This window comes from Actinoallomurus rhizosphaericola, from assembly GCF_024055675.1.
GTDB classification, from domain to species: domain Bacteria; phylum Actinomycetota; class Actinomycetes; order Streptosporangiales; family Streptosporangiaceae; genus Actinoallomurus; species Actinoallomurus soli.
Genome location: NZ_JAMXMW010000035.1, coordinates 41924 through 68328 on the forward strand (window position 1 = coordinate 41924; position 26405 = coordinate 68328).

The window sequence follows — 26405 nt, forward strand, 5'->3', positions numbered from 1 at the left end:
TGTTCGTGGTGGGGGCAGGGTGCGTAGCGTCCGGCACTCAGGATGAGCCGGGCGACGTCTTCGGCGGTTCTGCGGGCGATCTCCGGCACGACGGTGATGCGGCTGTCGGCGGTCAGCACGATGCTCGGGGATGCAGGTGGTCGTTGTCCGGTCGCCGCAGCTTCGGTGACGCACAGCCAAGTGCGCTACGGCAGCCGCTCGGCAGCGTGCACCGCGTGTGCCCCGCCCACCTGGCCGGGACGCGAACGCGGTGAGTCAGAGGGCGACGAAGGTGAGGCCGCGTTGTTTCAGCGCGGGGATGACCGTCCGCAGCGCGCGGATGGTTTCGGAGCGGTCGCCGCCGCCGTCGTGGCAGAGCAGAATGTCGCCCGCTTGGGCGCGTAGCAGCCGGTCGGTGATGGTGGTGGTGCCGGGGCGGGCCCAGTCGCGTGGGTCGACCTGCCAGTCGATGCAGATCATCTCGTGTTCGGTGGCGACGTCGAGGATCCGCTGTGACCAGGCGCCGCCCGGGGAGCGGAAGAACTTCGGGGCGACTCCGGAGATCTGTGCGATGCGGTCGTGCGCGCCGCCGATCTCCTCACGGATTCGAGCGTCGGCGAGCGCGGGGAGGTTCAGCGGGTGCGTCACGGTGTGGTCGGAGACCTGGTGCCCGCTGTCCACGATCCGCCGGACGAGCTGCGGGTATTCGGTGACCTGGACGCCGATGAGCGAGAACGTCGCCGGCACCTCCAGCTCCGCCAGCAGGTCCAGCATCTTCGGGGTCCACACGGGATGCGGGCCGTCGTCGATGGTCAGCGCCACCGCGTTCGGCGGTGCCGCCGGTTGGAGATCGTGCAAGTTGTGGATCGGCCGGCGCAGCGCCTGCAGCGGCCGTCCGTGGGCATAGCCGGGATCGGGCCGGGCGGTGTGGGCGACCGTACGTAGGTGGTGCCGGGTCCTCGGCGTACCGGTGCCACGGAGGAATTCCGGTGCCGCGCCGGCCACGAGACCGGCACCGGCAGCGCCGATCGTCCACAGTGCCTGACGCCGGTCCAGCTTTCTCATATCGATCCCCACCCGCCGATACGACCGTCGATCCATCAGCTAGGACTCTCGGGTTCGTCGAGAAGTTCGGATCCTTGTTCCCGGTCATCGGTCTCCGAAGCGGGCCCGGAGGTGAGGGAGGACCTCGACGCCGAGTCGTGTGATGTTCTCGCGGGTCCGGTTCGGGGATCCGGTGCCTTCCACCATGAGGATCAGGTGGCGGATGCCGGTGCGTTCGACGGTTGTGGCCATGATGTCGAGGCAGTCTTCGGCGGTGCCGATCGGGTGGATGCGGCACAGCAGTTCGGTGTAGGCGTCCGGGTCGCGTGGGGTGTAGGGCCGGTCGTCGACCGGCACGTATCCGGCGAGCCCCGGCCGCAGCCAGCGTGGCAGCTCCGCACGCATCAGCCCCTGTGCCTCGGCTCGGGTGTCGGCGACGTGCGCCATGACGGCCGCCGCGTGCTCCGCGCGCGTGTTCGCGGCCGTGGCGGTGTACGCGTCGACCATCCGCCGTCTGCCCTCGTCGTCGAGGTGCAGGCCGAGCAGCATCGGCAGGCCGCGTTCGGCGGCCAGCGCCGCGGTTCCGGTGGACGTACAGGCGACCACGACCGGTGGACGCGGGTGGGTGCGCGGGCGCGGCACCATCGGCACCTCGCGGAAGGTAAAGGTCGGCCCGCTCGCCGACAGCCGGGAACGGCTCAGCCCGGCCAGCAGCAGGTCGAGGCTCTCGGCGAAACCGGACTCGTATCGAGCACGGCCCGCGCCGAACACCTCCAGGTCGACCCAGGGCCCGCCCCGCCCGACCCCGAGCCGGAATCGGCCGGCGGAGACCTGATCCAACAGGGCGGTCTGTTCGGCGAGCGCGACCGGGTGAGCGGTGGACAGCACGCTCACCGCGGTGCCCACCGCGATCCGCTGCGTACGGCCCAGGACGTAGGCGGCGAGCGTGGCCGCCGACGGGCAGATCCCGTACGACATGAAGTGGTGCTCGGCGAACCACACATCGTCGAACCCGGCGTGCTCGGCGGCGACGGCCGCCTCGACGGTGGCGGTCAGCACCTCACCGTCGCTCTGCCCGGGGAACTTGGCCGCCAGCAGGAACACTCCCACCCGCATGCCCCTACTCTGCCGGAGACCGGTGTGGCGTGGGCGTCATTTGCGGCCGCCGCGAGGCCTGGGGGAGAGATCAGTGGAACTCCTACTCGCCGCCTTCGACCCGGACGGGACGCGGGCGCTCGGATACCGCACCCGCCTCATCGGCGCCGAGTTGCTCGCCCTGCTCGCCACCACCGTGATGACCGCCGTGCCCGCTCCCGGAAACCCGGGTCGGCGGCGAACTCCCGCCGAATGATCTTGAGAGCCGCCAGCCGGGAGCCCGGTGACCGAGCGAGATAGACGATCCCCATCCCGCCCGCACCGAGGCGAGCGAGGAGCTGATACTCGCCGACGAACGCGGGATCACCCGGCCGGAGCGACTCCGTACCCACCTCCGGTAAAGGACATGAGTGACAGAGCCTAGAGAAAAAGGCCGGGCTGGGATCGACGCGTTGCGCGAGTTCGATCGCGGCTCTGGCCGGTTCGCGCAGTTCGGCGTGCGGAGGTGAACTCGCGGATCGTCGAGTTCTCGCGTGCATGTCCGTTTGACAGATCTAAGATGACCGGTCATATTGCTTCCTACGAGAAGCGGCGCCGCGACCTTCGCAGGAGGAGGCCGCACCACCGAAGAGGTGGCGCACCCCGGAGCCCTCAGTACTCGAACAGGAGCCGACCATGTCCGACCTGACCTCCCCTCGCCCGGCCGTCGCCGTCGCGTACCACTCCGGTTACGGACACACGGAAGTGCTCGCCGAAGCGGTGCGCCGTGGGGCTTCGGCAGCCGGAGCCGACGTGACCTTCGTGGACGTGACCGCCGTCACCGACGAGCAGTGGCAGCGGCTCGATGACGCCGACGCCATCATCTTCGGATCGCCCACCTACATGGGCGGTGCCTCGGCCGGCTTCCACGGCTTCGCCGAGGCCACCAGCGGCCGCTTCATCGAGGGACGGTGGGCGGACAAGCTGGCGGCGGGTTTCACCAACTCGGCCTCCAAGAGCGGCGACAAGACCAACACGCTCGCCTTCTTCGCGGCTTTCGCGGCTCAGCACCAGATGCTCTGGGTCAGCCTGGGCCTGGCTCCAGGCTGGAACGCCACCACCGCCTCCGAACATGACCTCAACCGCCTCGGCTACTGGGGCGGAGCGGGCGCGCAGACCCCCATGGACGGCGGGGTCGACACCGTCCACAGCGCGGACATCGCCACGGCCGAGCATCTGGGTGCGCGCGTGGCCCGTCAGGCGAGCCTGATCAGCGCCGGACGCCGGGCCCTCTCCGTTACGGCCTGAGCGCTCACACGACCTTCTGGGGCGGTACGCCGCCCTCTACCCAGATCCGTTCGGACGACCCGCCCGAGGAGACGCCGTGAAAGTCTCTGCAGTCAAGCCCCGTCAGGCGACCCCCGCGCGCCGGCATCCGGGACCGGACCAGCCGTCCGGCCCCAGGCGGCCCCTGGCCACCTTCGGCGTGGTGATCGCCTCGATCGCCGTCGCCTTCGGAGCCGGTGCCGGAAGCCCGCTCTTCGTCCTCTACCAGCACGAGTGGGGCTTCCCTGCCTGGCAGCTCACCACGGCCTTCACCGTGTACGCGGTGACGTTGCTGGCCACCCTTCTCGTGGCCGGTTCCGTGTCGGACCACATCGGCCGCCGGCCGGTGCTGGTCGGCGCCATGTTCCTGCTGCTGGTGACCGGCGCACTCTTCCTGGCCGCCGACGGCATCGGCTGGATCATCGCCGCACGGGCCGTGCAAGGCATGGCCACCGGAGCGGCCACCAGCACGTTCACCGCGGCGATCATCGAACTCGCCGGCCCCCGGCACCGGCGCGTCATGACCGTACTGACCAGCGCCGCTCCGGTCGGCGGACTGGCCCTCGGCGCACTCTTCGCCGGCCTGGCCGTTCAGACCAGCGACCACCCGACGGCGGTCGTGTTCATCGGCCTGGCGGTGGTCCTCGTCTACGGCATCGCCTCCGTGCTGGCCGCCCCCGAGACCGCGGATCGCCACCCCGGTGTCCTGGCCTCGCTGCGCCCCAGGCTCAGCGTCGTCCGGACGGCCCGGGGGTGGTTCTGGTCCCTGGCCCCGCTGATCGGCGCCGGCTGGATGTTCTCCGGCCTGTTCCTCGGGCTGGCACCGTCCTTCGACAACTCGGTCTTCGGCATCCACAACGCGGCGGTGAACGGCGCGATCGTCGCCATCCAGCCCATGGCGGCGGCGCTGGCCGGCGTCGCGTTCGGCCGGCTGCCCGCCGAACGGGCCACCCGCGTCGGCGCGCTCCTGGTGTTCGTGGGCGCCGTGCTCGCGGTCGCCGGCATCGCGGCCGGCGACCTGCCGCTCGTTGTCCTCGGCGCACTCCTCGGCGGCTCCGGGCAGGGAGCGGCCTTCGGATCCTCCCTGCGCATCCTTGGCCCGCTCGCCGACAACGCGAGCCGGGGCGGCCTCTTCGCCGCCGTCTACCTCGTCGCCTACACCGCGTACGGGGCGCCGGTTCTCCTTGCGGGCATCGCCAGCGACTTCGTCCCGCTGACCACCACTGTCGTCGTCTACGGCATGGTGGTGGCCCTTCTCGCCGCTACCGCGGCCCTCTCACTCACCCTGCGGGCGCGACGCGGCGAACGCCCGCTGCTCATCCAAGGTTCCTGAGATGCCTCGAGTGAGTGTGCGGAACCAGCTGATCGAGCACGCCGAGGACGTCTTCCGCCGCAAGGGTTTCCACGGCGCGAGCGTGCAGGACATCACCCGGGCGGCGGGCGCGCCGAAGGGATCGTTCTACAACCACTTCGCCAGCAAGGAGGAGCTGGCCGCCGAGATCGTGCTGGGCTACGTCCAGGCCACCGACTTCGCCGCGCTGAAGGGGGACGGCTCCGCACTCGATCGCCTGCGCCGGCACCTGAGCGGCCAGCTCGACCGCATCCGGGCCTCGGGCGTGGAGTTCGGGTGCCTGCTGGGCACCTTCGCGAGCGAGGCGGGCACCGCGGGCGAGCGTGTGCGCCGGTCGGTGCGGGAGGCCCTGGACGGCTGGATCGGGGCCCTGGCCCTGACGATCCGGGAAGGGCAGGCGGCGGGCGAGATCACCACCGACCGGTCCGCGGCCGACCTGGCCGCCTTCCTGCTCGACCTGCTGGAGGGCGCGACCCTGCGCGCCAGGGCCACCGAGGACCAGTCCTCGGTGGCCGAGGAGGTCGGCATCGCGCTGGACGCACTGCGCGCCTGACGGGTACCGGCGTACCGGCCCGCTCCCGGCGGCCGCGTCCGGTCCAGAACCGCAGTCCGCGTAGGCACCGGCCCGCCGCACTCCGACGATGCGTTCGCCCGTGCGTCACCGACCGTGGTGCCTGTCGGCCCCCACACGGCGGGAGTGAACCGCCGTCAACGAGCGAGGGCGTCGAGAGCCAGGTCCAGGGACCTCATCGAAGCGGTCGCGTCACCCGTCGCCTTCCCGCGGAGCGCGCCGCCCTCGAAGGCGTCGATGAGGAAGGTCGCCAAGTCCTCCGCGGACGCTTCGGACCGGAACTCGCCCGCCTGCTGTCCCTGCCGGATCACCTCGGCCAGCGCGGCGGCCCATGCGGTGATGCTGTCGCGTACGGCGGAACCGACCTCGACGCCCGCCGTCGGGGTCTCGCTGGCCATGGTCACCAGAAGACAGCCGAACTCGACGCCGGTGGAGCTGGTCCGCTCAGCCTGGGCCGCGAAGTGGGCCCGCAACCGCTCGTGCGCCGAACCTTCCCGCTTCAGCATGCTGAAGTCCGTGGCGTTGCCGTAGCGGCGGACGATCTCGGAGGCGAGTTCCTGCTTGCTCTTGAAGTGGTTGTAGAAGGAGCCCTTCGGCACGCCGGCCGCGCTGGTGATGTCCTGCACGCTGGCGCCGTTGAAACCCTGGCGGCGGAACACGGACTCGGCGTGTTCGATCAGCTTTCCCTTGACGCTCACCTGAGGCATGGTTTCAATATGGCCGGTCTGCTTGATTCCGGCAACCGTGGTGTCGACCGGCGTCGGGTCGACCGGACGTCCCGCGAGCCGGGGCGGCTCGGCTAGCGGGTGTGCCGGTCGTCGGCCGAGCCGTGACGCTGGGCTCCGATCATGGCGTACCAGTTCCTGGTCGAGTCGCCGGCCGTCGGTGAGCGTGACGAACAGGGGCATCCAGTAGCCCCCGTCGGGTTCTTCGAGGCCGATGACCGATGTGGGGAAGGCGTTCGACCGGTGCGGTGATGTCGGCGCTGCCCATGCGGATGCCGTGCCGGTTGAGGGTGGCGTCGGAACGGCCGTGGATGATGACCGAACCGTGGTCGGTGAGGGTGATCCAGTCGCCGTGGCGCCACACGCCGGGGAAGCGGTCGAAGTAGGCGGCGCGGTACCGGCTGTCCTCCGGGTCGTTCGAGCGAGCACGCCGACCTGTGGCCGGGGTGGGAGGTCACCGCGGTGGACCAGACCGCGGACCACGCCACCGTACGGATCGGCGACCGCGCCACCGGCGGCACCCGTACCCTCCAGGCCGCCTACATCGTCGGGGCCGACGGCGCGGGATCGTTCCTGCGCCCGTACGTCACGGACGACGTGGAGGACCTGCACGGCACCCAGCGCTTGCTGATCGTCGACATTCATCCGTTCGCGCACCCGGCCGAGCTGCCGGCCACCAACGGCTTCATCGTCTGCGAGGCCGACAAGCCGGTCACGTACTGCCCCATCTTCCCGCCCAAGCTGCGGTTCGAATTCATGCTCGGCGACGGCGACGACGCCGAGGAGTACGAGCGTCCCACGACCGTCTACCGGTTGCTGTCCCGCTGGCTGGCGCCGGGCGACTACCGGATGCAACGCACCGACGTCTACGAATGGCACGCCCGCCTGGCCGGTCGCTGGCGCAACGGCCGGCTCTTCATCGCCGGCGACGCCGCCCACGAGATGCCGCCCATGCTCGGCCAGGGCATGTGCTCGGGCCTGCGTGACGCCGCCAACCTCGCCTGGAAGCTGGCGCGGGTGGTGACAGGACGGAGCGGGCCGGATCGGACCCGCGGCGCCTGGGCGGACCTCGACGTCGCGGTCGTCACGCTGCCCAGCCCGCACCTGGCCGCCTGGCTGCGGGACCATGAGGCCGACGCCGCGATCATCCGTCCCGACCGCTACACCTACGCACTCACCCGCGGCAGCGCGGCGCTCGACGCCGCCACCCTGGCTCTGCATGAGCGGCTGGCCGGCGCGGAGGTCTCGGCGTGAACACCCGCGACCTTCAGATCCATGCGACGGGACTTACCTGGGGCGAAGGCCCACGGCGGCACACCGGGGCGCTGTGGGTGTCCGACACCCAGGCCTCTCGGCTGTGGACCGACGCCGGCGGGACCTGGACGGCGACCGAGCTGGACGCACCCGCCAACGGCCTGTGGTTCCTCCCCGACGGCACGCTCGTCGCCGCGATGATGACCGAACCGCGGCTCGGTGTCTGGAACGGCGCCGGCTTCGACACCCACGCCGACCTCACCGCGCTCGCCCCCGGGGCGCTGGGGGACCTGGTCGGCGACCGCGCCGGCAACCTCTACGTCGACGACGTCGGCTACGCCCCGCACAAGGGCGAGGCGCCCCGGCCGGGGCGTGTGCTGCGGGTCGGAGCCGATCGCACCGTCAGGATCGCCGCAGAGGGCCTGCGGTTCCCGAACGGCCTCGCGCTCATCGACGACGAGACGACCCTCATCGTGGCCGAGACCGCCGCACAACGCCTCACCGCGTTCGACGTCGGCCCCACCGGTGTGCTGTCGGGCCGCCGTACCTATGCCGACCTCGCCGCCCTGGTCGGGCCCGCCGCCCGGCCGGATGGGATCTGGCCGGTTCCCGACGGCATCTGGGTGGCCACCACCTCCGGCCACGCCGTCGTCAAGGTACGCGACGGCGAGCTGCTCGACTCCATCGGCACCGGCGACGGCTACCCCATCGCCTGCTGCGCCGACGGGCGGCTGCTGTACGTCACCGTCGCGGACGCGCACGGCCAGGACCTCATGCGGGCGCTCGCGGCCAAGACCGTGGAGACCGCGGTCGCCACCGCCCCCCTTCACGTCACGCCCCCACGAAACGCTCCGTGACGGACCGTGGTGACGGGCGTTCGCGGTGGCGTGGCGGGCGCCCGCCTCGCTCACCGCGGCTCCTCCGGCACGAGCCGCTCGTCATCCGATCCGGGCGGCGCTTCAGGCGTGTCGATGGCCGATCGGGTCCGGTGCCGGCGTAGCCGGAGCGCGGCGGCGACGAAGGACGCGACCAGTGGCCGGTGGTCGTGTTCGTTCCAGGCGAGGACGAGGCGGCTGGGCGGTGTGTCGGTCACCGGGACGCCGACCAGGCCGGCCGGGAGCGGTTCGACCAGCGAGCGGGGCAGCACGCCGATCATCCGGCTCACCGTGATCATGTGGAGCAGCTGGGTCACGTCGGCGACCTCGGGGCCGGTGCCGTCGCCGCCGGGGACGCCTTTCCAGCGTGGCAGCGTCTCACCTTCCAGATCGGACATGCGTACGGAAGAACGCCCCGCCAGCCGGTGCCCGGCCGGGACGATCACCACGCGGTCCTCGGTGTGCAGTGTCTCGTGGGCCAGGCCGTCGAGGTCGTCGAACGGGACGTAGAGCAGGCCGACGTCGGCGCGGCCGTCGTGCAGGATCTCGGTCCGGTCGGCGGGGCCGCTGAACAGGATGTCCACCCGGCGGGCGTCGGGCTGGTGGGAGTACTCGGCCAGGATCCCGGACAGCAGGCCGGCGTCGCCGCCGGGCTTGAGCACGAGTCGTAGGTGGGCGTGGGGGTCGCCGGCGTGCCGGGCGTTGCGGACGGCGGCGCTGACCGCGTTGAGGGCGTGCCGCCCGTGTTCCTGCAGTGCCTGTCCGGCGGGGGTGAGTGCGACGTGCCGGCTGGAGCGGATGAACAGTGGGACGCCGAGCCGGGTCTCGATCCGCCGGATCGCCTTCGACAGCGCCGGCTGGGCGATCGAGAGCCGGATGGCGGCCCGGCCGAAGTGCAGTTCGTCGGCGACCGCGAGGAAGTACTCGAGCTCACGGGTCTCCAGTTCAACCATGCCCCCAGGTTATCACTGAAGATCGAACCGGTCTTGGACGCCGGCGGCGTACGCCGTCGAGAATCAATGCATGATTCAGCACACGAGGCTCGTTCCCTTCGATCAGCCCCTGCCTGACACCGAGCACGATCATTTCCTCACGGATATCGAACGAGGCGAGTGGAGCGAGCGGGTCAACGACACGGCGCCTCTGGTCGCTCCCACGACGAATGAGGGCGCATGAGCGCGATGTCGGGCCGGACGCCGTCTCCTTCGTCACCGGGATCGCTGCGTACCGCCGCACTCGATGATCGGACACCCGGCGCCACAGGCGCGCGGCGGCTCGTCGCCAAGGTCCCCGAGATCACCGCACTGTTCTGGATCATCAAGATCCTCACCACGGGAATGGGCGAGACCTTCTCGGACTTTCTCGTCAGCCACGTGAATCCGGGACTCGCCTTGGGCGGCGCCGCGATCGCGTTGGCGATCGCGCTGATCGCTCAGTTCCGCAGCGATCGCTACCGCCTCTGGATCTACTGGTCGGCCGTGGTCATGGTGGCCGTCTTCGGCACCATGATCGCCGACGTTCTCGACTTCGTGGTCGGCCTTCCGTACCTGGTCACGACGGCGGGGCTTTCGATCGTGCTGGCCGCGATCCTCGTCTGGTGGTACGCCCGGGAGAGAACCCTGTCGGTGCACAGCATCACCACCCCGCGCCGGGAACGCTTCTACTGGTCGATGGTGATGACCACCTTCGCGCTCGGCACCGTCGCCGGCGATCTGACGGCCAACTGGCTGCACCTTGGGTACCTGGGGTCGATCGTCCTGTTCGCCATCGCGATCGCCGTCCCGGCCGCCGCGTACCGCTGGGCGGGCCTGGGCACCGTCACCGCGTTCTGGTCGGCCTACATCATCACCCGTCCGCTCGGCGCGTCGATCACCGACTGGTTGTCCTCGTCTCGCCAGGACGGCCTCGGCCTGGGCACCGGGTGGATCAGCCTCGGCGCGACGATCGCCATCGTCGCGCTGCTCGGACTGCTCGGGATGCGCGGGGCCGACCCGACCGCCGACATTCACTCCGACGCCGTCCGCCCCACCGAGGAGACGGACGGTTAAGGAGCCTTCTCCGAATGCCGGTCCGGCCTGACCGCGTACACGACAGCCGTGCAGCGGAAGGCGTTTGAGAACCGCCGATATGCGCGGCGCCAACAGAAAGGCATGTGCCTTGGGGTTCGTCCCGACTGTAGCCACGTCACGACGAAGCCGTGACCTGAGAGGATGAGGAATCCGTACGTGAGCACGACACGACCTGGCGTATCACCGGCGCCGCCGTCTTCTCTGCTGTGGAAGGCCGTCGGAATCGGGCTGGCCGTCATGACGCTGGAAGGCTATGACCTCGTCGCCTTCGGCGCGACGGCGCCGCTGTTGCACCGATATCGGCCGTGGGGCCTTTCTCTGCCGGCGCTGGGCGTGCTGGGCAGTCTCACACCCGTGGGAATGCTGTTCGGGGCCCTGCTGGTCGGGCAGCTCACCGACCGGTACGGGCGACGGCGAACGGCGTTGGTCAGCCTCGTGGCCGTCTCACTGGGGATGTTCACGTGTGCGTTCGCCCCCGATCCACAGGTGTTCGGCGCCGGCCGAATCATGGTCGGGCTGGGGGTCGGTGCGATCTACCCCGCCATAACACCGCTGATCTTCGAGCTCACGCCGGTGACGCGAAAGAACCTCTACTCGGCGATCGTTCAGTGCGGCGTCACGATAGGGGGTTCATCGGCCGCGATGGTGGCCAACGTCCTCCTGCACGGATCCGATTTCCGGCTGGAGTACCTCGTCGGCGGTGGCGTCGGACTGCTGCTGTGGGTGATGACCCACCGATGGCTGCCCGAATCACCGGCGTACCGGCGGACATCCGCCGAGGCGAAGAGGGCGCCTGGAGGCGACGGGTTCCGTCTTGTGCTGCGGCCACCGTACGTGGGGACGACGACACTGTTCTGCGGCATGGTGATCTGTTCTTTCCTGCTCATCTTCGGGATGAACACCTGGTTGCCGCAGCTGATGCAGGCGGCGCGGTACCCCCTGGGCTCCTCACTGACGTTCCTCACGCTCCTCAACCTCGGTGCGACGGTCGGAGGACTCGCGATGGCGATACTCGCCGACCGCGCCGGGTCGAAAGGGCCCATCATCGGGTGTTTCGTCGTGGCTGCGGGCGTCATCACCGGCTTGAGCATCAAGTCGCCGCCGGCGATCCTCTACCCGGTAGTGATGATCGGCGGCGCAGGCGCGCTCGGCGTTCAAGGGCTCATCAACGTGTACATCTCCCGCACTTACCCGGTGCACGCCCGGGGCAGCGCGTTGGGTGTCACGCTGGGAATAGGCCGGATCGGCGCCATCGCCGGCCCGACTCTGGGAGGCTGGATACTCGCCGCCGGTTTCGCGCCGCAGTTGAATTTCGTTCTTTTCGCGATACCGGCGTTTCTCGGCGCGATTTTTGCTTTCGCCATCGGGTCAGGGAGACTTCGGCGATTCGAGGGGAAGGCCCCTGTCGTGCGGCCGGTCGAAGAGCCGGCCGAGCCGGCCCCGTGAGGTGGACACCCCGCCGCGGACCTGGTCGAACCAGCCGGGCCGGTTCACCCTGGATGCGGCGGTGCCCCCGGGGCTCCGTCGGGCCATCGCCACCACCGACCGCGAGCCGGGGCGGTTTTCTGAAGAGACGCTTTACCGGCCTTCTAAGTTCGCGTGACATCCGTCACGGCAGAAAAAAAGGGAAACCGGATCTTCCCGTGAACCTCAACGCCATTGCCGGACATCGAACGTACCAGTCGAGTCAGTAAGCAACCGGGGAGGTTTTTCCCATGCAGTTCAAGAACCTGCGTACGACTGCCGCTCTGGCCTGTGGCGTCGGGATGGCCGCTCTCGCCCTCACCGGCTGCAACGTCGACGGCAAGGTGTCGGCGGCGTCGGGTCCATCGGCGCAGACGGCGCCGAGTTCGTCGGCGACGGGGTCGGCCGCCACGGGCACCCACAATGGGAAAGCGGTGGCGGCGCACCCCGATCAGGGTGACACGCCGAGCTGCATGGCATCCGAGCTCAACGCCGAACTGCAGATTCAGGATCCCGGCTCCAATCGAGAGGAAGCGGAAAAGGCGATCGCCACGTTGACCCTCACCAACCGGTCGGGCGAAACCTGCTACCTGCCGGCCGGCTGGACACCGCTCGGGAAGGGCGGGCGGAACAACTACACCGCGATTCCCGCGACTCAGGTGAGCTACCCCGGTCCCGGCATGACCATCACGCTGCGGCCCGGACGTTCGGCCTTCGCCGGAATCAAGTGGCACACCACCAAGGGCTGCCCCGGCGGCGTCACCGACGGCCTCGGCGTCGCCTGGCACAGCACCTGGATCCCGCTCACCTACCACGGCCTCGACGACGGCTACCAGCCGCCGATCTGCGACAGCCTCACCCTGGGCACCCTTCAGCCCACCATGAACGGCGTCAACTTCACCTGACCCGTCCCGAACGGAACAGGCCAGGCATACGGGGCCGTAGGGAGCGGGAACGCGAACGTTCCCGCTCCCTACGCGTGTCAGCCGCCGGCCGGTGGTCTCGTTGCGCTTCAAGCCCCACGACGACGCGGAGCAGCCGACTCCCGGAGGCGGGCAGGTGTCCTGGTGAACACCATGGTGCGGCCGCCCGCGCCTACCGACGAGGAGGACGGCGTACGCGGCAACGGCCTGTTCGTCCGCAGCGACGCGCAGCGGCTGCCGCATCTGGTGACGCGGATCGACCGCGGTGAGCTGCGCGTCGAGGTCACCCGGCGGATGCCGCCGGTGACCCTGCACGCCGACGCCGTCGCGGGCAAGGACGCGCCGCCGCCGCAGCTGTCGGAGGAGGAGCTCGCGGGGCGCCGTCGCCGCGCGGCCGAGTCGGCCTCGGCCTACCGAAGCGAGCTCCTGCAGCGCGCGGAGCCGGCGAGCCCGGCCAACGGTCGACCGTAGGTACTCACAGTCCCAGGAAAACGGGTCCACTGTCCGATGACGTGGATGGTGCGCATGCTGGCTGCGTGACGGAGACATCAGCACCCCACGACACTCCCGTGGTCGGATGGATCGGGCTGGGCGATCAGGGCCTGCCGATGGCGCGGGCGATCGCCGAGGCCGCTTTTCCCCTCCATGTATGGGCCCGGCGTCCCGCCTCGCTCGGGGCTCTGGCCGGCGTCGCCTACCAGGCCGCAGGGTCGGTCGAGGAGCTGGCGGCCTCCTGCGACATCGTCGCGTTGTGCGTCGGCACGGACGAGGATGTCGAGGGCCTGGTCGAGCGAATGCTGCCCCACCTGCGTGCGCACACGGTCGTCGTCAACCACGGCACCGGTGTCCCGGCCACCGCCATCCGGCTGACCGAACGATGCGCCGAACGCGGTATCGCGGTGGTCGACGCTCCGGTCAGCGGTGGGCGCCCGGCCGCCGAGGAGAAACGCCTCACCACCATGGTCGGCGGCCCGGAGGACGCCGTGCAACGCTGCCGGCCGGTGTTCGATGCCTTCTCCGCGCACGTCGTCCACCTGGGCGGCAGCGGAAGCGGGCAGACGGCGAAGCTGTTCAACAACGCGCTGCTCATGCTCAACCAGCGCTCCGTCGCGGACATCGTCGCTCTGGCCGCCCGGATGAATCTCGATCTGGGCGCGTTGGTGGAGGTCCTCAAGCTCGGCAGCGCCTCCAGCGCCGCGCTGAGCCTGCTGAACACCATGGTCCGCACCGACAACGTCGAGCACCTGTCGAAGGTCGAGGCCCTGGACATGGAACTGTTCGACCGCGCCATGCGGGACGCCGGCATCGAGGCCGGCGAGGTGATCGAGCGTGGCCTGTCCGGGGCTCGCGGCCTGCCCGACCTGCTCGCGCGCCTGAACGCCTGACGCACCCCACCCCACCACCCGCTCGGCCGTCTAGGCCAGACCCAGAAGGAACATCTTCATGAGCAAGCTCGCTCTCGTCACCGGCGCGACCTCCGGCATCGGCAAGGCATTCGCCGAACGCTTCGCCGGCGACGGCCACGACCTGATCATCGTCGGCCGTCGCGAGGAGCGCCTGCGGGAGTTCGCCGCCTCCCACCCCGAGGTGAACGTCCGTACCGTCACCGCCGACCTGTCCACCCAGGACGGCATCGACACCATTGCGAAGATCTGCGCGGACGAGCCGCTGGACATCCTGGTCAACAACGCCGGCGTCTCTCACTACATGCCGCTGGCCGACCTTCCGGCCGACAAGGCCCGCGAACTGGTCACCGTCAAGGTCCTCGCCCCCACCCAGCTCATGCGCGCCGCGGTGGGCCCCATGCAGCAGCGCGGCACCGGCACCATCCTCAACGTCGCGGGGATGATCGCCTTCTCCGGTCCCGCCGACAAGACCGTCATGCCTCGCCGGGCCGTCTACGCCGGCACTCTGGCCTTCCTCGTGGCCATGACCCAGACTCTGGCTGCCGAGGTCGAGGACTCTGGGGTGAAGGTCAGCGTGGTCTGTCCCGGTGTGGTGGCGACCGAGTTCCACTCCTCCCAGGGTTTGGACATGAGCGCCGTCCCACGCATGAGCGCCGACGACGTGGTCACCGGCGCACTGCGCGGCCTGGAACTCGGCGAAACCGTCAGCGCCCCCGGCGTGGAGGACTATCAGCTCCTTCAGGACGTCTTCACCGCCGACCTCGCCGCCTTCGGCGGCCAGTCCCCCCAGCTCGCGACCCGTTACGCCAAGTGACACGCCCTGCCGAAACCTTGCGCGACGGACTCCCCTACTTCGCACGCAGTGAAGCGAATGGGGTGCTGGGTTCGATGGCCAGTGGTCAGCAGGATGCCCCGCGTCCTTGATGGTCGTCGGCCGGCCGGGGGAGCCGCGCTCACCGGCCGGCTCCGGTGACGGAGGCGGGGCCGGTCTCCAGCCGGGCCCACACGACGCGAGTGCCGTCTGGGTGCTGGTGGGCGCCGAGCAGGCACGCCAGCGCTCCGACCCCGTACAGGCCGAGCCGGCCTTCGGGTGGCTCCCGGCGTTCAGGGACGGCGGTAGCCGGGTCGATGGTGGGCAAGATCGGTTCGCCGTCTCCTCCGGCGTCGATGAGCTGGATCTGGACGCGGTGACGCCACTGCAGCACCTCGACGGTGAACACTCCGCCCTCGGCGCCCGAGCGGGAGTACTTGATCGCGTTCGTGGCCAGTTCCCCGACCACCCAGGCCGCATCGTCGGCCGCGGAGGAATCTGCGAGGAGGAAGCGCGTGAACCGGCGGGCGGCGCTGACCTGCTCCGGGGTCCCGGTGAACGTGCGGCGCCAGCACAGCACACCGCATCGCCGACGCGTCACCCGGTCGCTGAGCGGAAGCCACTCGCTTCGCGGTACGGCCTGGGAGGAAGGGGGTGAGTCCGCACCGGATCGACGAGCACGGGTTTCGCGGGCACCGTTCGACGGCGACCCGAATTCCGGGTCTGATCCTGGAGTCGCTGACGAGGTAACGGCCATTGCTCATCGCTTCTTTCACTGACGACGCGTGCCCGATGGTGAGGAAGACGCGAAGGGGAGATCCCGGACCGTGACGTCACACCCCGCCACAGGCCCGGGACCCGCTGGTAGTCGATCACTGAGCGAGGGCGGCGGCCCTTGCGCTGCGTCGGCGGGGAACCACGTTGCCGCGCCGGTGGGCCAGCCACATGAACACGATCGTCAGCGCCACGCCGAACGCGATCGCGGCCCCGCTCGCCTCCGGCCCGAACTTGCCGCCGGTGATCATCGCCGGACCTGACGTCACACTGTGCAGCAGCCCGTCGTTCTGCCCGTTGCCGGAGACCTCGGTGCTGAAGATGGCGGCCTCTGCGTAGTTCCAGCCGAAGTGCAGGCCGATCGGCACCCACAGGTTGCGCGTGGCGGCGTAGGCGGCGGCCAGCGTGCCACCGGCCTCGACGGCGATGGCGATCGCGCCCCACAGGCTGGCGTCCGGGTTGAGCAGGTGCCACGCGCCGAACAGCACACTGGTCACCACCATCGCCACCCAGGTGCCGGTGCGTCCCTCGATGATCCGGAACAACACGCCGCGGAACATCAGCTCTTCGGTCACCGCGGCGGCGGCCATGAAGCCGAACAAGCCGATGGGGCCGGCCACCGACCCGAAGCCGTCGACCCGGTAGTCATGGTTGAAGGCGATGTTCCCGATGACGGCGCTGAACCACGCGACACCGATGAGCATCCCCAGGCCGACGCGGGCGATGGCGCCCTTGAGGGCCACCTCCACCGGTGCGCGGCGCTCGGACCACCGCACCATCCAGGCGTACACCCCCACCGCGAGCACGGCCGACGCGAGACCGAGGATCAGGCGCAGAGGCGCATTGTGCTGCACCGCAGCCGTGAGCTGGCCCCCGACGAAAGAGACCACCATGACGGGCAGGAGCTGCTTCAACAAACGCATGACTAATCCTTCGCGATTCTTCTTCGGGGTTCTGCGGCCAGAGCGCCGTGGCGACAGGGAGAATCTAGGAGCTCGCGAGCCAGGAATCGTCACCGCGCGGTGGACACTGGCGTGTAGCTCGCACAGGGGACAAGCGGCGCCTGCCGACGCCACGCGATCCCGGTCTTCGGACTCCGCCCGTCCATGGCGGTGACGCATCGGGCGCGCCGCCAGATCCTCAACGGCACCATCACCGAGACCACCCGATGACCCCCCACCACGCACCCGCAATGCTTTACCGCGGTCCCAGCGGTTGTCCCCCGTGTGAGCTACCCCGAGTGCCCACTAAGAGGTGACGTATCAGAGGCGGCCGGATTCGTAGCGTTATCGTGTGTGCGGTCTCCGGCCGCGAGATCTTGCGAAGGGGCGACATGCAACTGTTGAAATATCCTCGAACGGCGGAGCTCGCGGTGGTCGAGCGGACACTGCGCGCCACGGCGTCCGGGCAGGGCGGCGCCATTGTCATCCGCGGCGAGGCGGGCATCGGCAAGACGGAGTTGATCGAGCAGGCGCTGAATCGGACGGAGGGGCTGCGGCGCCTCCGCACCGCCGGACGGGAGTTCGAGACCGAGCTCGCGTTCACCGCGCTGCATGAGCTCTGCCAGCCGCTGCTTCCTCCCTTCCTTGAGACACTGCCCGCCCCGCAGCGGACCGCCGTGGAAGTGGCCTTCGCGCTGCGGGACGGCACCACGCCGGATCCCTTCCGGCTCGGCTTGGGCGTGCTCGGTCTGCTGTCGGCCGCCGCCCAGGAGCAGCCGATCGTCTGCGTGGTCGACGACGTGCAGTGGCTCGACCAGGCCTCGGCGCAGGCCCTGTCGTTCGTCGCGCGCCGCATCGAGCACGACCCGATCGCGGTCCTGTTCGCGGTCCGGGGCCACAAGATGCCCGACCTGCTCGGCGGGCTCCCCGAGCTCACCCTGACCGGGCTCGGCCAGAAGGACGCGCTGGCGCTGCTGACCTCGCGGCTGCGTGCGCCGCTGGACGAGCGGATCCGCGACCAGATCCTCGCCGAGGCGCGCGGCAACCCCCTGGCCCTGCTCGAGCTGCCGCGGAACCTCGGCGCCGTGGAACTGGCCGGTGGCTTCGGTCTGCCCAGCGCGCTCCCGATGCCGGCGCGTATCGAGGCCGGGTACCGCGAGCGCCTGGCCTCTCTGCCGGAGGACACCCGGTGGCTGCTCCTGCTCGCGGCGGCCGAGCCGCTCGGCGATCCGGTCCTGCTGTGGTGGGCGGCCGAGGAGATGGGCATCGGAAGCGAGGCGGCCGACGCGGCGGAGGCCGCCGGCCTCCTGGACATCGGGGTGCGGGTGCGGTTCCGGCATCCGCTGGTCCGGTCGGCGATCTACCGGGCGGCATCAGCGGAGGATCGCCGCACCGCGCACCGCGTACTGGCCGACGTCACCGACCCGCTCGTGGACCCGGACCGCCGGGCGTGGCACCGCGGCCAGTCGGTGCTCCTGCCCGATGAGGGCATCGCGGCCGACCTGGAACAGGCCGCCGACCGAGCGTCCGCCCGTGGGGGCATCGCCGCTGCCGCCGAGTTCCTTAAGCGTTGCACGGCCCTGACCCCGGACCCGGCCCGCCGCGCCGACCGTGCCTTGGAGGCGGCTCGCCTCAAACACTGGTCCGGGGACAATGAAACCGCGGCCGGCCTGCTGGCCACCGCCAAGGCGGGTCCACGCGATGACCGGCGGCAGGCGCTCGTCGACCTGCTGGCCGCACAGATATCGATCGTCAGCGGGCCCGGAGTCATGGATCCGGCTCCGCTGCTCGACGCGGCGCGGAGGCTGGAGGCGTACGACCGGCCGAAGGCCCACCATGGCTATCTCGAAGCGTTCGTCACGGCGATGCGCGCCGGTCGCCTCGGTCCCCCTGAACTGTTGGCCGACACCGCACGTCAGCTGGTGAAGACGCTGGAGGAGACGCCGGGCGAGCCTTCGACACCGCAGGATCTCCTGCTGAAGGCGCTGATCGCACGGGAGATCGATGGATATACGGCGGCCGTTCCGTCATTGCGGGAGGCGGTCGGCGCCTTCCTGACCGAGAGCGAGCAGGTGGGTCGTTACCACAACTGGATCGCGCTGGCCGGCGCGGTGGCGATGGACCTGTGGCAGCACGACGACTGGCGCACGATGTCCGAACGCCAGGTCCTTCTCGTCCGCCGCACCGGTGCGCTCATCGCACTGCCGGGCGCTCTGCACTACCTCGCCTACGCGCACGTCCTCGCCGGTGAGTTCCAGGACGCCGAGGCGTTGATCGCCGAGGCCGCCACACTCGATCCCGGCACGCACCCCAGCGGTCCGCCGTTCGCCGACCTGGCGCTCCGGGCCTGGCGCGGCGATCAGGAGGGAATTGCGGCGTTGAGCGAGCGGATCATCGACGTGGCGCGAAAGAGCGGCGAGGGTCACGGCCTGTCCGTGGTCGACGGTGCGAAGGCGGTCCTCTACAACGGCCTCGGCCGATATGACGATGCTTATGCGGCGGCTGCCGAGGTCTGTCAGTACGACGAGCTGGGCTTCCTGGCGTTCGTTCCGCACGAACTCGCGGAGGCCGCCGCGCGCAGTGACCGGCAGCGCCTCGCCGAGCCGGTCGTCGAAAGGCTCATCGAACGGACGGAGAGGAGCGGCACCGACCTGGCCATCGGCCTGCAGATGTACGCCCGTGCCCTGCTCACCGACGGCCCCTCCGCCGAGGACCTCTACCAGAAGGCGATCGACCGGCTGTCCCGGACCCGCGCCACGGCCTACCTCGCCCGGGCCCACCTGGTCTACGGAGAGTGGCTGCGCCGCGCGGCGAGGCGCGGTGAGGCCCGGGTCCAGTTGCGCATCGCCTACGAGAGGCTGGCCGGGATGGGCGCCGCCGGTTTCGCCGAACGCGCCGCCCGCGAACTGTCCGCCTGCGGTGAGCGCCCGCCCCGCCCGGCCGCTCTGCCGCGCGACCTGCTCACCCCGCAGGAGCTTCAGATCGCCCGCCTCGTCGCCGGCGGGGCGACCTCGAAGGAGGCGGCCGCGCAGCTCTTCCTGAGCCCCCGCACCGTCCACGCCCACCTGCGCAACATCTTCAAGAAGCTCGGGATCAGCTCCCGCCTGCAACTACGCGACCTACGGCTGGATTTGCCGGAGGACTGCCGCCCGGATGCGGACGCCGGTGACACCCCAGGCGGAACCGGCGATCCCCGCGAGCCGGACGATCGCGATGACGAAGTCGTCCACGAAACCGAGCCGAAGGTCCCAGGCGACCCCAGACGCTCCTGAGCGACCGTGGCCGCGCGGGGCGCGGCGGTCCGCACTGGGTCCGGGTAGGCATTGCCGATACGGGCGATTTAGGCAACGTTGCCGATACCTCCGGCGACGGTGGTGGGGCCACACTCGGTGCATGCCCGCCCCATCGTTCGGCGCGTGTCCGCGCACAGGCGGCTCGGTCCTGCTACCGAGGACCGCCGGGCGGTGCGCGAACCGCATGAGCAGGCGGTCGGCCGAGGCCGGTTCCGCGACCGGTTCCTGACGAGCCGGCCCGCCTGCCCCGTCGGGCCTCTGGCAGAACTCCCGTGAAAGGTGACCCGCCATGGCGAATGAACCATCGGTGACCGTGGGCGGGGTGACGTATCACGTCACTCCCGAGTACCTGGCCACCGCGGCGTCGGACACGAGCAACACGGCGGAACAGATCAGAACGGAGCTGGCGCAGCTCAAGACCTATGTCAACAGCCTCGAGGCGGTCTGGAAGGGCATCGCGCACAACCGCTTCGTGGCGCTGATGGCCGAGTACGACGTCCTCGCGAACATGCTGCACGACGCCCTGACGGGCATCTCCAGCGGGCTGCAGGGCAACTACGTCAACTACAAGGACTCCGAGCAGCAGAACATCACCAACCTGGGCAACATCGAGGCGGCGATGCCCGGCGGTCACACGGTCCTGGCCAACCTGGACTGAACTCCCGGCAGCCGAACCAGTTAGGAGCTGGACATGCCTGACATCGATGGCACCCCGATCTACGTCGGCGAGGGCCTGGGTGCCGCCGGCGGCGTGATCAACGGTCGCGCCGCCGAGATCGCGGGCGAGCTGGAGACCCTGAAGGGCAAGCTCGCGCCGCTGCAGGACACGTGGAACAACAGCCAGGCGGCGGACTACTACCAGGGCCTGCAGCAGGAATGGAACATCGCCGCCGAAGGCCTGTTCGGGCCGGAGGGCGTGCTCGGCCAGATCGCCCACGCGATGAACGTCAACTGGGGCAACTACACCGAAGCCGAGTGGGCGAACATCCAGACGTGGAAGCACTGACCACGGCCGCGAATCCCAGGTGATGAACTTCAGGAAGCGAGGACTCTCCGGTGGCCGATGAGCGGTGCCGGATCACCGTCGTGGGCGAGCGCCGGAGCGTGGACCTGGCGGTGCCGGCGCACGCGCCGATCGCGGAGTACGTCCCGATGCTGGCCGACATGTGCGGGCAGGCGGATTCGGACGCGATGCCCGCGGCCTGGTCGCTCGCCCCGGCCGGCGGCGCTCCGTTCGAGCCGGGCCAGTCGCTCGGCGCCGTGGGCGTGCTCGACGGTGAGACGCTGTACCTGCGGGACGTGCTCCAGGGCGAGCTCGACGGCCCGGTCGCCGCCGACATCGCCGAGCAGGTCGCCGAACTCGACGATGACGGCGTCGAGTGGAACACCCGGACACGGGCGTACACGACGCTCGCTCTCGGGCTCGTGGTCGCGCTGGCCGGGGCCGGCGCGCTCGGCATCGGCTCGTACGACGTGCCCGTGCTCGGGCCGGTGCTGTTCGCGGCCGGCGTGGCGTCGGCGGCGCTCGCCTGGGTGGCCGGGCTCAAGGCGTGGCCACTGCCCCTGGGGCTGCGGCTGGCCCTGGCCATGGCCGCCTGTCCGTTCCTGGCGCTCGCGGCCCTGGTGTTGCCGTTGTCGGGCGCGGCGTCGCTGGTCGCGGTCGTGGTCACCGCGTCCATCGGGGCGTTCGCGGCCTATCTGGCCGTCCCGGCGATCAGCACGATGGTGCTGCAGCTGGTCTGCGGGCTGGTGGTGGTGCCGGCGATCGCGCTCGCGGCCCTGCGCGCCGACCGGACCGAGGCGGCGGCGGTGGTCGCGGTGGTGACGTTCTTCCTGATCGGTGCGCTGCCGAGGATCTCGGCGCAGGTGGCGGCGGTGCCGCCCGGCCCCGCGCAGATGGAGGACGTCGAGGCCACCGTACGGCGGATCCAGCGGCTCCTGATCTTCCTGAACGCGCTGTGCTGCCTGGTGGTGGCCGTCTGCCTCGTCGTGCTGAGCGGAGCCGATGACTGGTTCGCGCTCGGCCTCGTCCTGTCCCTGAGCCTGGCACTGCTGTGCCGCGCGAGCACGTCACGGCTGCGCGCGGTCGTGGCCGCCGTCCTGGCCGGTGCCGTGACCGGGCTGACGGCACTCGTGCTGCGGGCGCCCGGCCACGTCTTCGGGCCGCACGGTCACCTGACCGGCGCGCACGTCCCCGGCTGGTCGGCTCCGCTGGTGACGCTCACCGCCGGTGTCCTGGTGGTGTGGTGGGGGCTGGTGCTGTGCTTCCGCAGCTCGCTGCAGAGCGCCGACTTCGCCGATCGCTGGAGCTGGCCGGGACCGTTCGCCAATTTCCTGGGCGCGCTGAGTGTGCCGCTGGCCGCCGGCGTGTTCGGCGTCTTCGACGCGCTCATGAAGGCCGGCGGGAGGATGTGACGTGGCGCTGACGAAGAGGGCCGCCCGGGAGCGGGTGGCACCCGGGTGGGGGGCGCACAGCACGATCGGCGCCGCCGTGCGCGCCGCCGCCGAGGGCGCCGTCGTCTCGGTCCACCCGGGCGAGTACCGCGAGAGCCTCGTGCTGGACCGGAATGTCACCGTCGTCGCGGAGAAGGGGCCGGGCACCGTCCGGATCACCGCGCCCCACGGCCCCGCCGTCACCGTGCACGGCGGCCAGGTCGTGCTCCGCGACCTGACCCTCGGGGCCGCCGCGCCGTCCGACGCCGCGGTCCTCATCCGCGGCGGGACCCCGGCGCTGCACGGGTGCGAGATCACCGGTGGCCGGGTCGAGGTCACCGGCGACGCCGTGGTCACACTCGGGGACTGTGACCTCCACGGCGCCGACGGGACCGCGGTCCGGCTGACCGGGACGAGCCGTACGGTGCTGGAGAGCTGCACCGTGCGGTCCGCCGGCGGCGACGGCGTCACGGCCGACGACGAGGCCCGCGTCGAGTGCACCGGCACCCTCATCGAGGACACCGGCCACCGCGGCGCCCACCTGACCGGGGCCGCCCGCGGCCGGTTCACCCGCTGTGAGATGCGCCGCACCGGCGCCGCCGCCGTCCACGCCGAGGGGCGGTCCGCGCTGGTGCTGCGCGACTGCCGCCTGTACGACACGGGCGCCCAGGGTCTGCGCCTGAGCGGCACCGCCGGGCGGCGCGCGCCGGCCGACGACGGCCGGGGGCGCCCGCGCGACGCCGCGTCGGCCGAGGAACCCGACTCCTCACGGTCGCACGCGATCCTGCTCGGCCGGTGTGAGATCTTCCGCACGGCGGGCGCCGGCGTGCTCGCCGAGGACGAGGCGGCGGCGGTCCTCGACGACTGCCACATTCACGACACGCGGCGGGCGGGGATCCTCGTCAGCGGGACCGGCGCGCTGGAACTCGACGCCGTTCGCGTCGTCGACGTCGCCGACAGCGGGCTCGCGGTGACCGGCGGGGCCACCGTCCGCGTACGGCGCGGCGAGATCGCCCGTACGGCGGCCAACGGCCTGTACGCGGCCGGCGAGGCGGACCTCGCGCTGTCCGATCACGAGATCCACGACACCGCGTACACGGCCGTCCACCTCGCCGGCGGGGCGCGCACCGCGCTGACCGAATGCCGGATCCGCGACACTCCCGAGTACGGCGTCCGGGTGTGCGAGCGGTCCGAGGCGACCCTGGAGGACACGCGTATCCAGGACGTCGGGATGACGGGCGTGTTCGTGGAGGGCGGCGACGCGGCGCTGCGCGGCTGCCGGGTGTCGCGCGCGCACACCGCGCTCGACCTGCGGACGACCCACCGGCCGTTCGTGGCCGACTGCGAGATCGGAGACGTCACCGAGGTCGGGATTCAGGTGGGCCCCGGCGGCGGAGCCGTCATCGAGGGCGTCCGCATTGAGCGCACCGGGTCGACGGGCGTGTTCCTGGACACCGGCAGTGTCGTACGGATCGAGGACTGCACGATGACCGGCGTCGAGGGCACCGGCCTGTACGCCGGCGCCGGCGCCCGGCCGCGCGTCCGGGGTCTGACCGTCGAGCGGCCCGCTCGCAACGGCGTGTTCCTGGCCGAGGGGGCGGCGGGCCTGTTCGAGGACTGCCGGATCTCCGAGGCCGGATATCCGGCGATCTACGTGGAGGCGGAGGCGGCCCCGGTGCTGCGCCGCTGCCACGTGTCCGGTGGCGACCACGACCTGGTCGTGTGCGACGGCGCCGAGCCCGTCATCGAGGACTGCGGGTCGGCCGGGGTCCGTGACGCCGTCCTGCCGCAGCGCGATGGCGCGGCGCCGTCCGCGCGTGCGGCGACGGCCGCCGGCGGGCCGGCCAAGGGCAGCGGCTCCGCGGCCGCCGCCGAGGACGAGACGGACAAGGCGCCCGAGGAGCGGCTCGCGGAGCTGCGCGCCGAGCTGGACCGGCTGGTGGGCCTGGACGGGGTCAAGCGCGACATCGTCGGCCTGACCAAGCTGATGCAGATGGTGAAGGTCCGCGAGGAGGCGGGGCTGCCGCCACCGCCGCTGTCACGTCACCTCGTCTTCGCCGGCAACCCGGGCACGGGCAAGACCACGGTCGCGCGCCTGTACGGCGGGTTCCTGCACGCGCTGGGCCTGCTGGAACGCGGTCACCTGGTGGAGGCCGACCGCGGTGACCTGGTGGGGGAGTACGTCGGGCACACCGCGCCCAAGACGCAGGCGGTGTTCCGCCGCGCGCTGGGCGGGGTGCTGTTCATCGACGAGGCGTACTCGCTGGTCCCGCACGGGCAGAGCAACGACTTCGGCCAGGAGGCGATCTCCACGCTGGTGAAGCTGATGGAGGATCACCGCGACGACGTCGTGGTGATCGTCGCCGGCTACCCGGAGGAGATGCAGCGGTTCCTGGCCTCCAACGCCGGGCTGGGCTCGCGGTTCAGCCGCACCCTGACGTTCGCCGACTATGACTCCGCCGAGCTGGTGCGGATCGTGCGCTACCACGCCGACCGGCACCGGTACGAGTGCCCCGAGGAGACCGTCGATGCGCTGCACCGGTTCTTCGAGGACCTGCCCCGGGGCGAGCAGTTCGGCAACGGCCGGACCGCCCGGCAGGTCTTCCAGTTGATGACCGAGCGCCACGCGATGCGGATCGCCGACGACCTGACGGCCGGAGACGCCCGCGACCTGACGACCCTTCTCCCGGAGGACCTGCCGCCGGCACAGGCGGTATAAGGCCCGACTCCGAGAGGCCGCACGAGAAGGAGGACCCGTGGAACAACCGATCAAGTCGAGATACGACACAAACCCGTTCAACCCGGACGACCACAGCCACGACAACGACTCTCCGCCGGACCTGGGGAACACCGATTCCCCTGAGCTCAAGGTGGCCTGGGACAAGCGCCCGTCCTTCAACACCGACCCGACGCCCATCGATGAGGGCGGTACGGGTGAGGCCACCAAGACTCAGAGCGACGCGGGGGATTTCTCGGTCGACTTCGACACGCTCGGCAGCTCGGTCAATACGCTGCTGGAAAAGGCCAAGACTCTGGTCACCCAGTACGAAAACCTGCGCAAGCACGTTCTGAATTCCGAGGGGACCGTTTTCGGGCAGAACTCTACCGTGACAGTCGCGTCGGACTTTTACACTTCGGGGAACGGCGGGACCGGTACGTGGACCCATCGCGACAACAATACGGGACCCACGGTCTTTGCGAAGCCGGCGCAGGAATTCGCTGAAAAAATGAATCCAGCGCAGCAGAAGACACTGCAGGGCATTGGTGCCTCACTCGAGGTCCTCGGTGAGTACATCGCCCTCGTGAACCACTCGGGCCAGGTCTACGCCGCCGCCGACAAGCATTCGCTCTTCCCCGCGCCGCCGTCCAAGAAGGTCATCGGCTGAGGCGTCGACGCGCGCTGAGCGGGCGCGACTCCCCGTGAAGAAGTAGTTTCTGAGTGACATGGTGAGCGTATGAGCGATGAAGTCCGTACCATCGATGGCCAGCAGGTTCCGGGTACCGTTCAGAACGGTACGTTCTATTCGGAGGACGGGAAGTTGCTCGTCAGGCCGGATGGCAAGGTCGAGCATGGGTTCACCGATGGTCAGGGGTATTTTCATTCGGGGCGTACGGTCGATGGTCAGACGGTTTACGGCTTCGACACGGACGATGGTGGCTGGGTTTCTGATGACGGTAAGACCGCCATTGGTGCGGACGGTAAGGTCGAGCATGGGATAACCGACCCTAATACGCACCAGTTCCTGGCGAATGGTGAGGTTCGCACGGTCGATGGCCATCAGGTCTACGGCAGTGTGCAGAACGGTACGTTCTATTCGGAGGACGGGAAGTTGCTCGTCAGGCCGGATGGCAGGGTCGAGCATGGGTTCACCGATGGTCAGGGGTATTTTCATTCGGGGCGTACGGTCGATGGTCAGACGGTCTACGGTTCCGACACGGATGATGGTGGCTGGGTTTCTGATGATGGTAAGACGGCCATTGGTGCGGACGGTAAGGTCGAGCATGGGATAACCGACCCTAATACGCATCAGTTCCTGGCGAATGGTGAGGTTCGCACGGTCGATGGGCATCAGGTCTACGGCAGTGTGCAGA

26 protein-coding genes are annotated in these 26405 nt (G+C 70.3%); 20 read left to right on the plus strand and 6 right to left on the minus strand.

The features are described from left to right. Positions 1–255: 255 nt before the first annotated feature. Both NE234_RS43040 and NE234_RS43045 read right to left on the minus strand, forming a co-directional pair. Positions 256–1044, minus strand: a complete 789-nt coding sequence (locus NE234_RS43040; RefSeq protein ID WP_252786949.1) for a polysaccharide deacetylase family protein — start codon at positions 1042–1044, stop codon at positions 256–258. A gap of 84 nt (positions 1045–1128) precedes the next feature. Further along, the gene (locus NE234_RS43045) at positions 1129–2139 is read right to left on the minus strand and encodes an LLM class flavin-dependent oxidoreductase (protein ID WP_252786950.1); all 1011 of its coding nucleotides are present in this window, start codon (positions 2137–2139) and stop codon (positions 1129–1131) included. 73 nt (positions 2140–2212) lie between these two features. Between NE234_RS43045 and NE234_RS43050 the strand changes: the two genes are divergently transcribed. The 4 genes from NE234_RS43050 to NE234_RS43065 all read left to right on the plus strand — a co-directional run bounded on the left by NE234_RS43050 (position 2213) and on the right by NE234_RS43065 (position 5327). Then, positions 2213–2374, plus strand: coding sequence for a hypothetical protein (locus NE234_RS43050; RefSeq protein WP_252786951.1), 162 nt, complete (start codon positions 2213–2215; stop codon positions 2372–2374). 419 nt (positions 2375–2793) lie between these two features. Beyond that, positions 2794–3405 carry a flavodoxin family protein gene (locus tag NE234_RS43055; protein ID WP_252786952.1) on the plus strand — a complete coding sequence of 204 codons (612 nt, stop codon included), beginning with the start codon at positions 2794–2796 and terminating at the stop codon, positions 3403–3405. Between the two features lie 76 nt (positions 3406–3481). Further along, complete coding sequence (locus NE234_RS43060) at positions 3482–4756, plus strand: MFS transporter (protein ID WP_252786953.1); 1275 nt, start codon at positions 3482–3484, stop codon at positions 4754–4756. Between the two features lies 1 nt (position 4757). After that, positions 4758–5327 carry a TetR/AcrR family transcriptional regulator gene (locus NE234_RS43065; protein ID WP_252786954.1) on the plus strand — a complete coding sequence of 190 codons (570 nt, stop codon included), beginning with the start codon at positions 4758–4760 and terminating at the stop codon, positions 5325–5327. A gap of 155 nt (positions 5328–5482) precedes the next feature. Here the strand turns inward: NE234_RS43065 and NE234_RS43070 are convergent, their stop codons facing one another. Next, positions 5483–6043 (minus strand): TetR/AcrR family transcriptional regulator, encoded by a 561-nt coding sequence (locus tag NE234_RS43070; RefSeq protein ID WP_252786955.1) that lies wholly within the window; start codon positions 6041–6043, stop codon positions 5483–5485. 462 nt (positions 6044–6505) lie between these two features. Here NE234_RS43070 and NE234_RS43075 point away from each other — a divergent pair, with 462 nt between their 5' ends. Both NE234_RS43075 and NE234_RS43080 read left to right on the plus strand, forming a co-directional pair. Then, positions 6506–7324: an FAD-dependent monooxygenase gene (locus tag NE234_RS43075; RefSeq protein WP_256530316.1), complete on the plus strand. Its 819-nt coding sequence runs from the start codon at positions 6506–6508 to the stop codon at positions 7322–7324. Further along, positions 7321–8181: an SMP-30/gluconolactonase/LRE family protein gene (locus tag NE234_RS43080; RefSeq protein WP_252786957.1), complete on the plus strand. Its 861-nt coding sequence runs from the start codon at positions 7321–7323 to the stop codon at positions 8179–8181. Before NE234_RS43075 ends, NE234_RS43080 begins: the two co-directional genes overlap by 4 nt. Before the next feature lie 50 nt (positions 8182–8231). Here the strand turns inward: NE234_RS43080 and NE234_RS43085 are convergent, their stop codons facing one another. Continuing rightward, positions 8232–9152, minus strand: coding sequence for a LysR family transcriptional regulator (locus NE234_RS43085; protein WP_252786958.1), 921 nt, complete (start codon positions 9150–9152; stop codon positions 8232–8234). A gap of 70 nt (positions 9153–9222) precedes the next feature. Between NE234_RS43085 and NE234_RS43090 the strand changes: the two genes are divergently transcribed. The 7 genes from NE234_RS43090 (at position 9223) to NE234_RS43120 (ending at position 14875) form a co-directional block, all read left to right on the plus strand. After that, complete coding sequence (locus NE234_RS43090) at positions 9223–9375, plus strand: hypothetical protein (protein ID WP_252786959.1); 153 nt, start codon at positions 9223–9225, stop codon at positions 9373–9375. Further along, a complete protein-coding gene (locus NE234_RS43095; protein ID WP_252786960.1) occupies positions 9372–10247 on the plus strand; it encodes a COG4705 family protein in 876 nt (291 codons plus the stop codon). The genes NE234_RS43090 and NE234_RS43095 overlap by 4 nt, the downstream gene beginning before the upstream one ends. 177 nt (positions 10248–10424) lie before the next feature. Then, positions 10425–11714, plus strand: coding sequence for an MFS transporter (locus NE234_RS43100; protein WP_252786961.1), 1290 nt, complete (start codon positions 10425–10427; stop codon positions 11712–11714). A 269-nt stretch (positions 11715–11983) separates the two neighbouring features. Next, the gene (locus tag NE234_RS43105; protein WP_252786962.1) at positions 11984–12637 is read left to right on the plus strand and encodes a DUF4232 domain-containing protein; all 654 of its coding nucleotides are present in this window, start codon (positions 11984–11986) and stop codon (positions 12635–12637) included. Between the two features lie 162 nt (positions 12638–12799). Then, on the plus strand, positions 12800–13126 hold the full coding sequence (locus NE234_RS43110; protein WP_252786963.1) for a hypothetical protein: 327 nt from the start codon (positions 12800–12802) through the stop codon (positions 13124–13126). A 65-nt stretch (positions 13127–13191) separates the two neighbouring features. After that, positions 13192–14040 (plus strand): NAD(P)-dependent oxidoreductase, encoded by an 849-nt coding sequence (locus tag NE234_RS43115; protein WP_252786964.1) that lies wholly within the window; start codon positions 13192–13194, stop codon positions 14038–14040. Positions 14041–14098: 58 nt separating this feature from the next. Then, on the plus strand, positions 14099–14875 hold the full coding sequence (locus NE234_RS43120) for an SDR family NAD(P)-dependent oxidoreductase (RefSeq protein ID WP_252786965.1): 777 nt from the start codon (positions 14099–14101) through the stop codon (positions 14873–14875). 139 nt (positions 14876–15014) lie between these two features. Here the strand turns inward: NE234_RS43120 and NE234_RS43125 are convergent, their stop codons facing one another. Together NE234_RS43125 and NE234_RS43130 are read right to left on the minus strand one after the other, a co-directional pair. Further along, positions 15015–15473: an ATP-binding protein gene (locus tag NE234_RS43125; RefSeq protein WP_252786966.1), complete on the minus strand. Its 459-nt coding sequence runs from the start codon at positions 15471–15473 to the stop codon at positions 15015–15017. 271 nt (positions 15474–15744) lie between these two features. Then, positions 15745–16569 (minus strand): CPBP family intramembrane glutamic endopeptidase, encoded by an 825-nt coding sequence (locus tag NE234_RS43130; protein WP_252786967.1) that lies wholly within the window; start codon positions 16567–16569, stop codon positions 15745–15747. Between the two features lie 410 nt (positions 16570–16979). Between NE234_RS43130 and NE234_RS43135 the strand changes: the two genes are divergently transcribed. The 7 genes from NE234_RS43135 to NE234_RS43165 form a co-directional block, all read left to right on the plus strand. Next, positions 16980–19859, plus strand: a complete 2880-nt coding sequence (locus NE234_RS43135) for an ATP-binding protein (protein WP_252786968.1) — start codon at positions 16980–16982, stop codon at positions 19857–19859. 310 nt (positions 19860–20169) lie between these two features. Beyond that, on the plus strand, positions 20170–20538 hold the full coding sequence (locus NE234_RS43140; RefSeq protein ID WP_252786969.1) for a WXG100 family type VII secretion target: 369 nt from the start codon (positions 20170–20172) through the stop codon (positions 20536–20538). 33 nt (positions 20539–20571) lie between these two features. Continuing rightward, positions 20572–20886, plus strand: a complete 315-nt coding sequence (locus tag NE234_RS43145; RefSeq protein ID WP_252786970.1) for a WXG100 family type VII secretion target — start codon at positions 20572–20574, stop codon at positions 20884–20886. 50 nt (positions 20887–20936) lie between these two features. Beyond that, positions 20937–22295 (plus strand): EsaB/YukD family protein, encoded by a 1359-nt coding sequence (locus NE234_RS43150; RefSeq protein ID WP_252786971.1) that lies wholly within the window; start codon positions 20937–20939, stop codon positions 22293–22295. A 1-nt stretch (position 22296) separates the two neighbouring features. Next, complete coding sequence (locus tag NE234_RS43155; protein WP_252786972.1) at positions 22297–25032, plus strand: right-handed parallel beta-helix repeat-containing protein; 2736 nt, start codon at positions 22297–22299, stop codon at positions 25030–25032. Between the two features lie 37 nt (positions 25033–25069). Further along, positions 25070–25699 (plus strand): hypothetical protein, encoded by a 630-nt coding sequence (locus NE234_RS43160; RefSeq protein WP_252786973.1) that lies wholly within the window; start codon positions 25070–25072, stop codon positions 25697–25699. Positions 25700–25768: 69 nt separating this feature from the next. Continuing rightward, the coding region (locus NE234_RS43165) for a hypothetical protein (protein WP_252786974.1) at positions 25769–26405 on the plus strand (637 nt) is incomplete at its 3' end.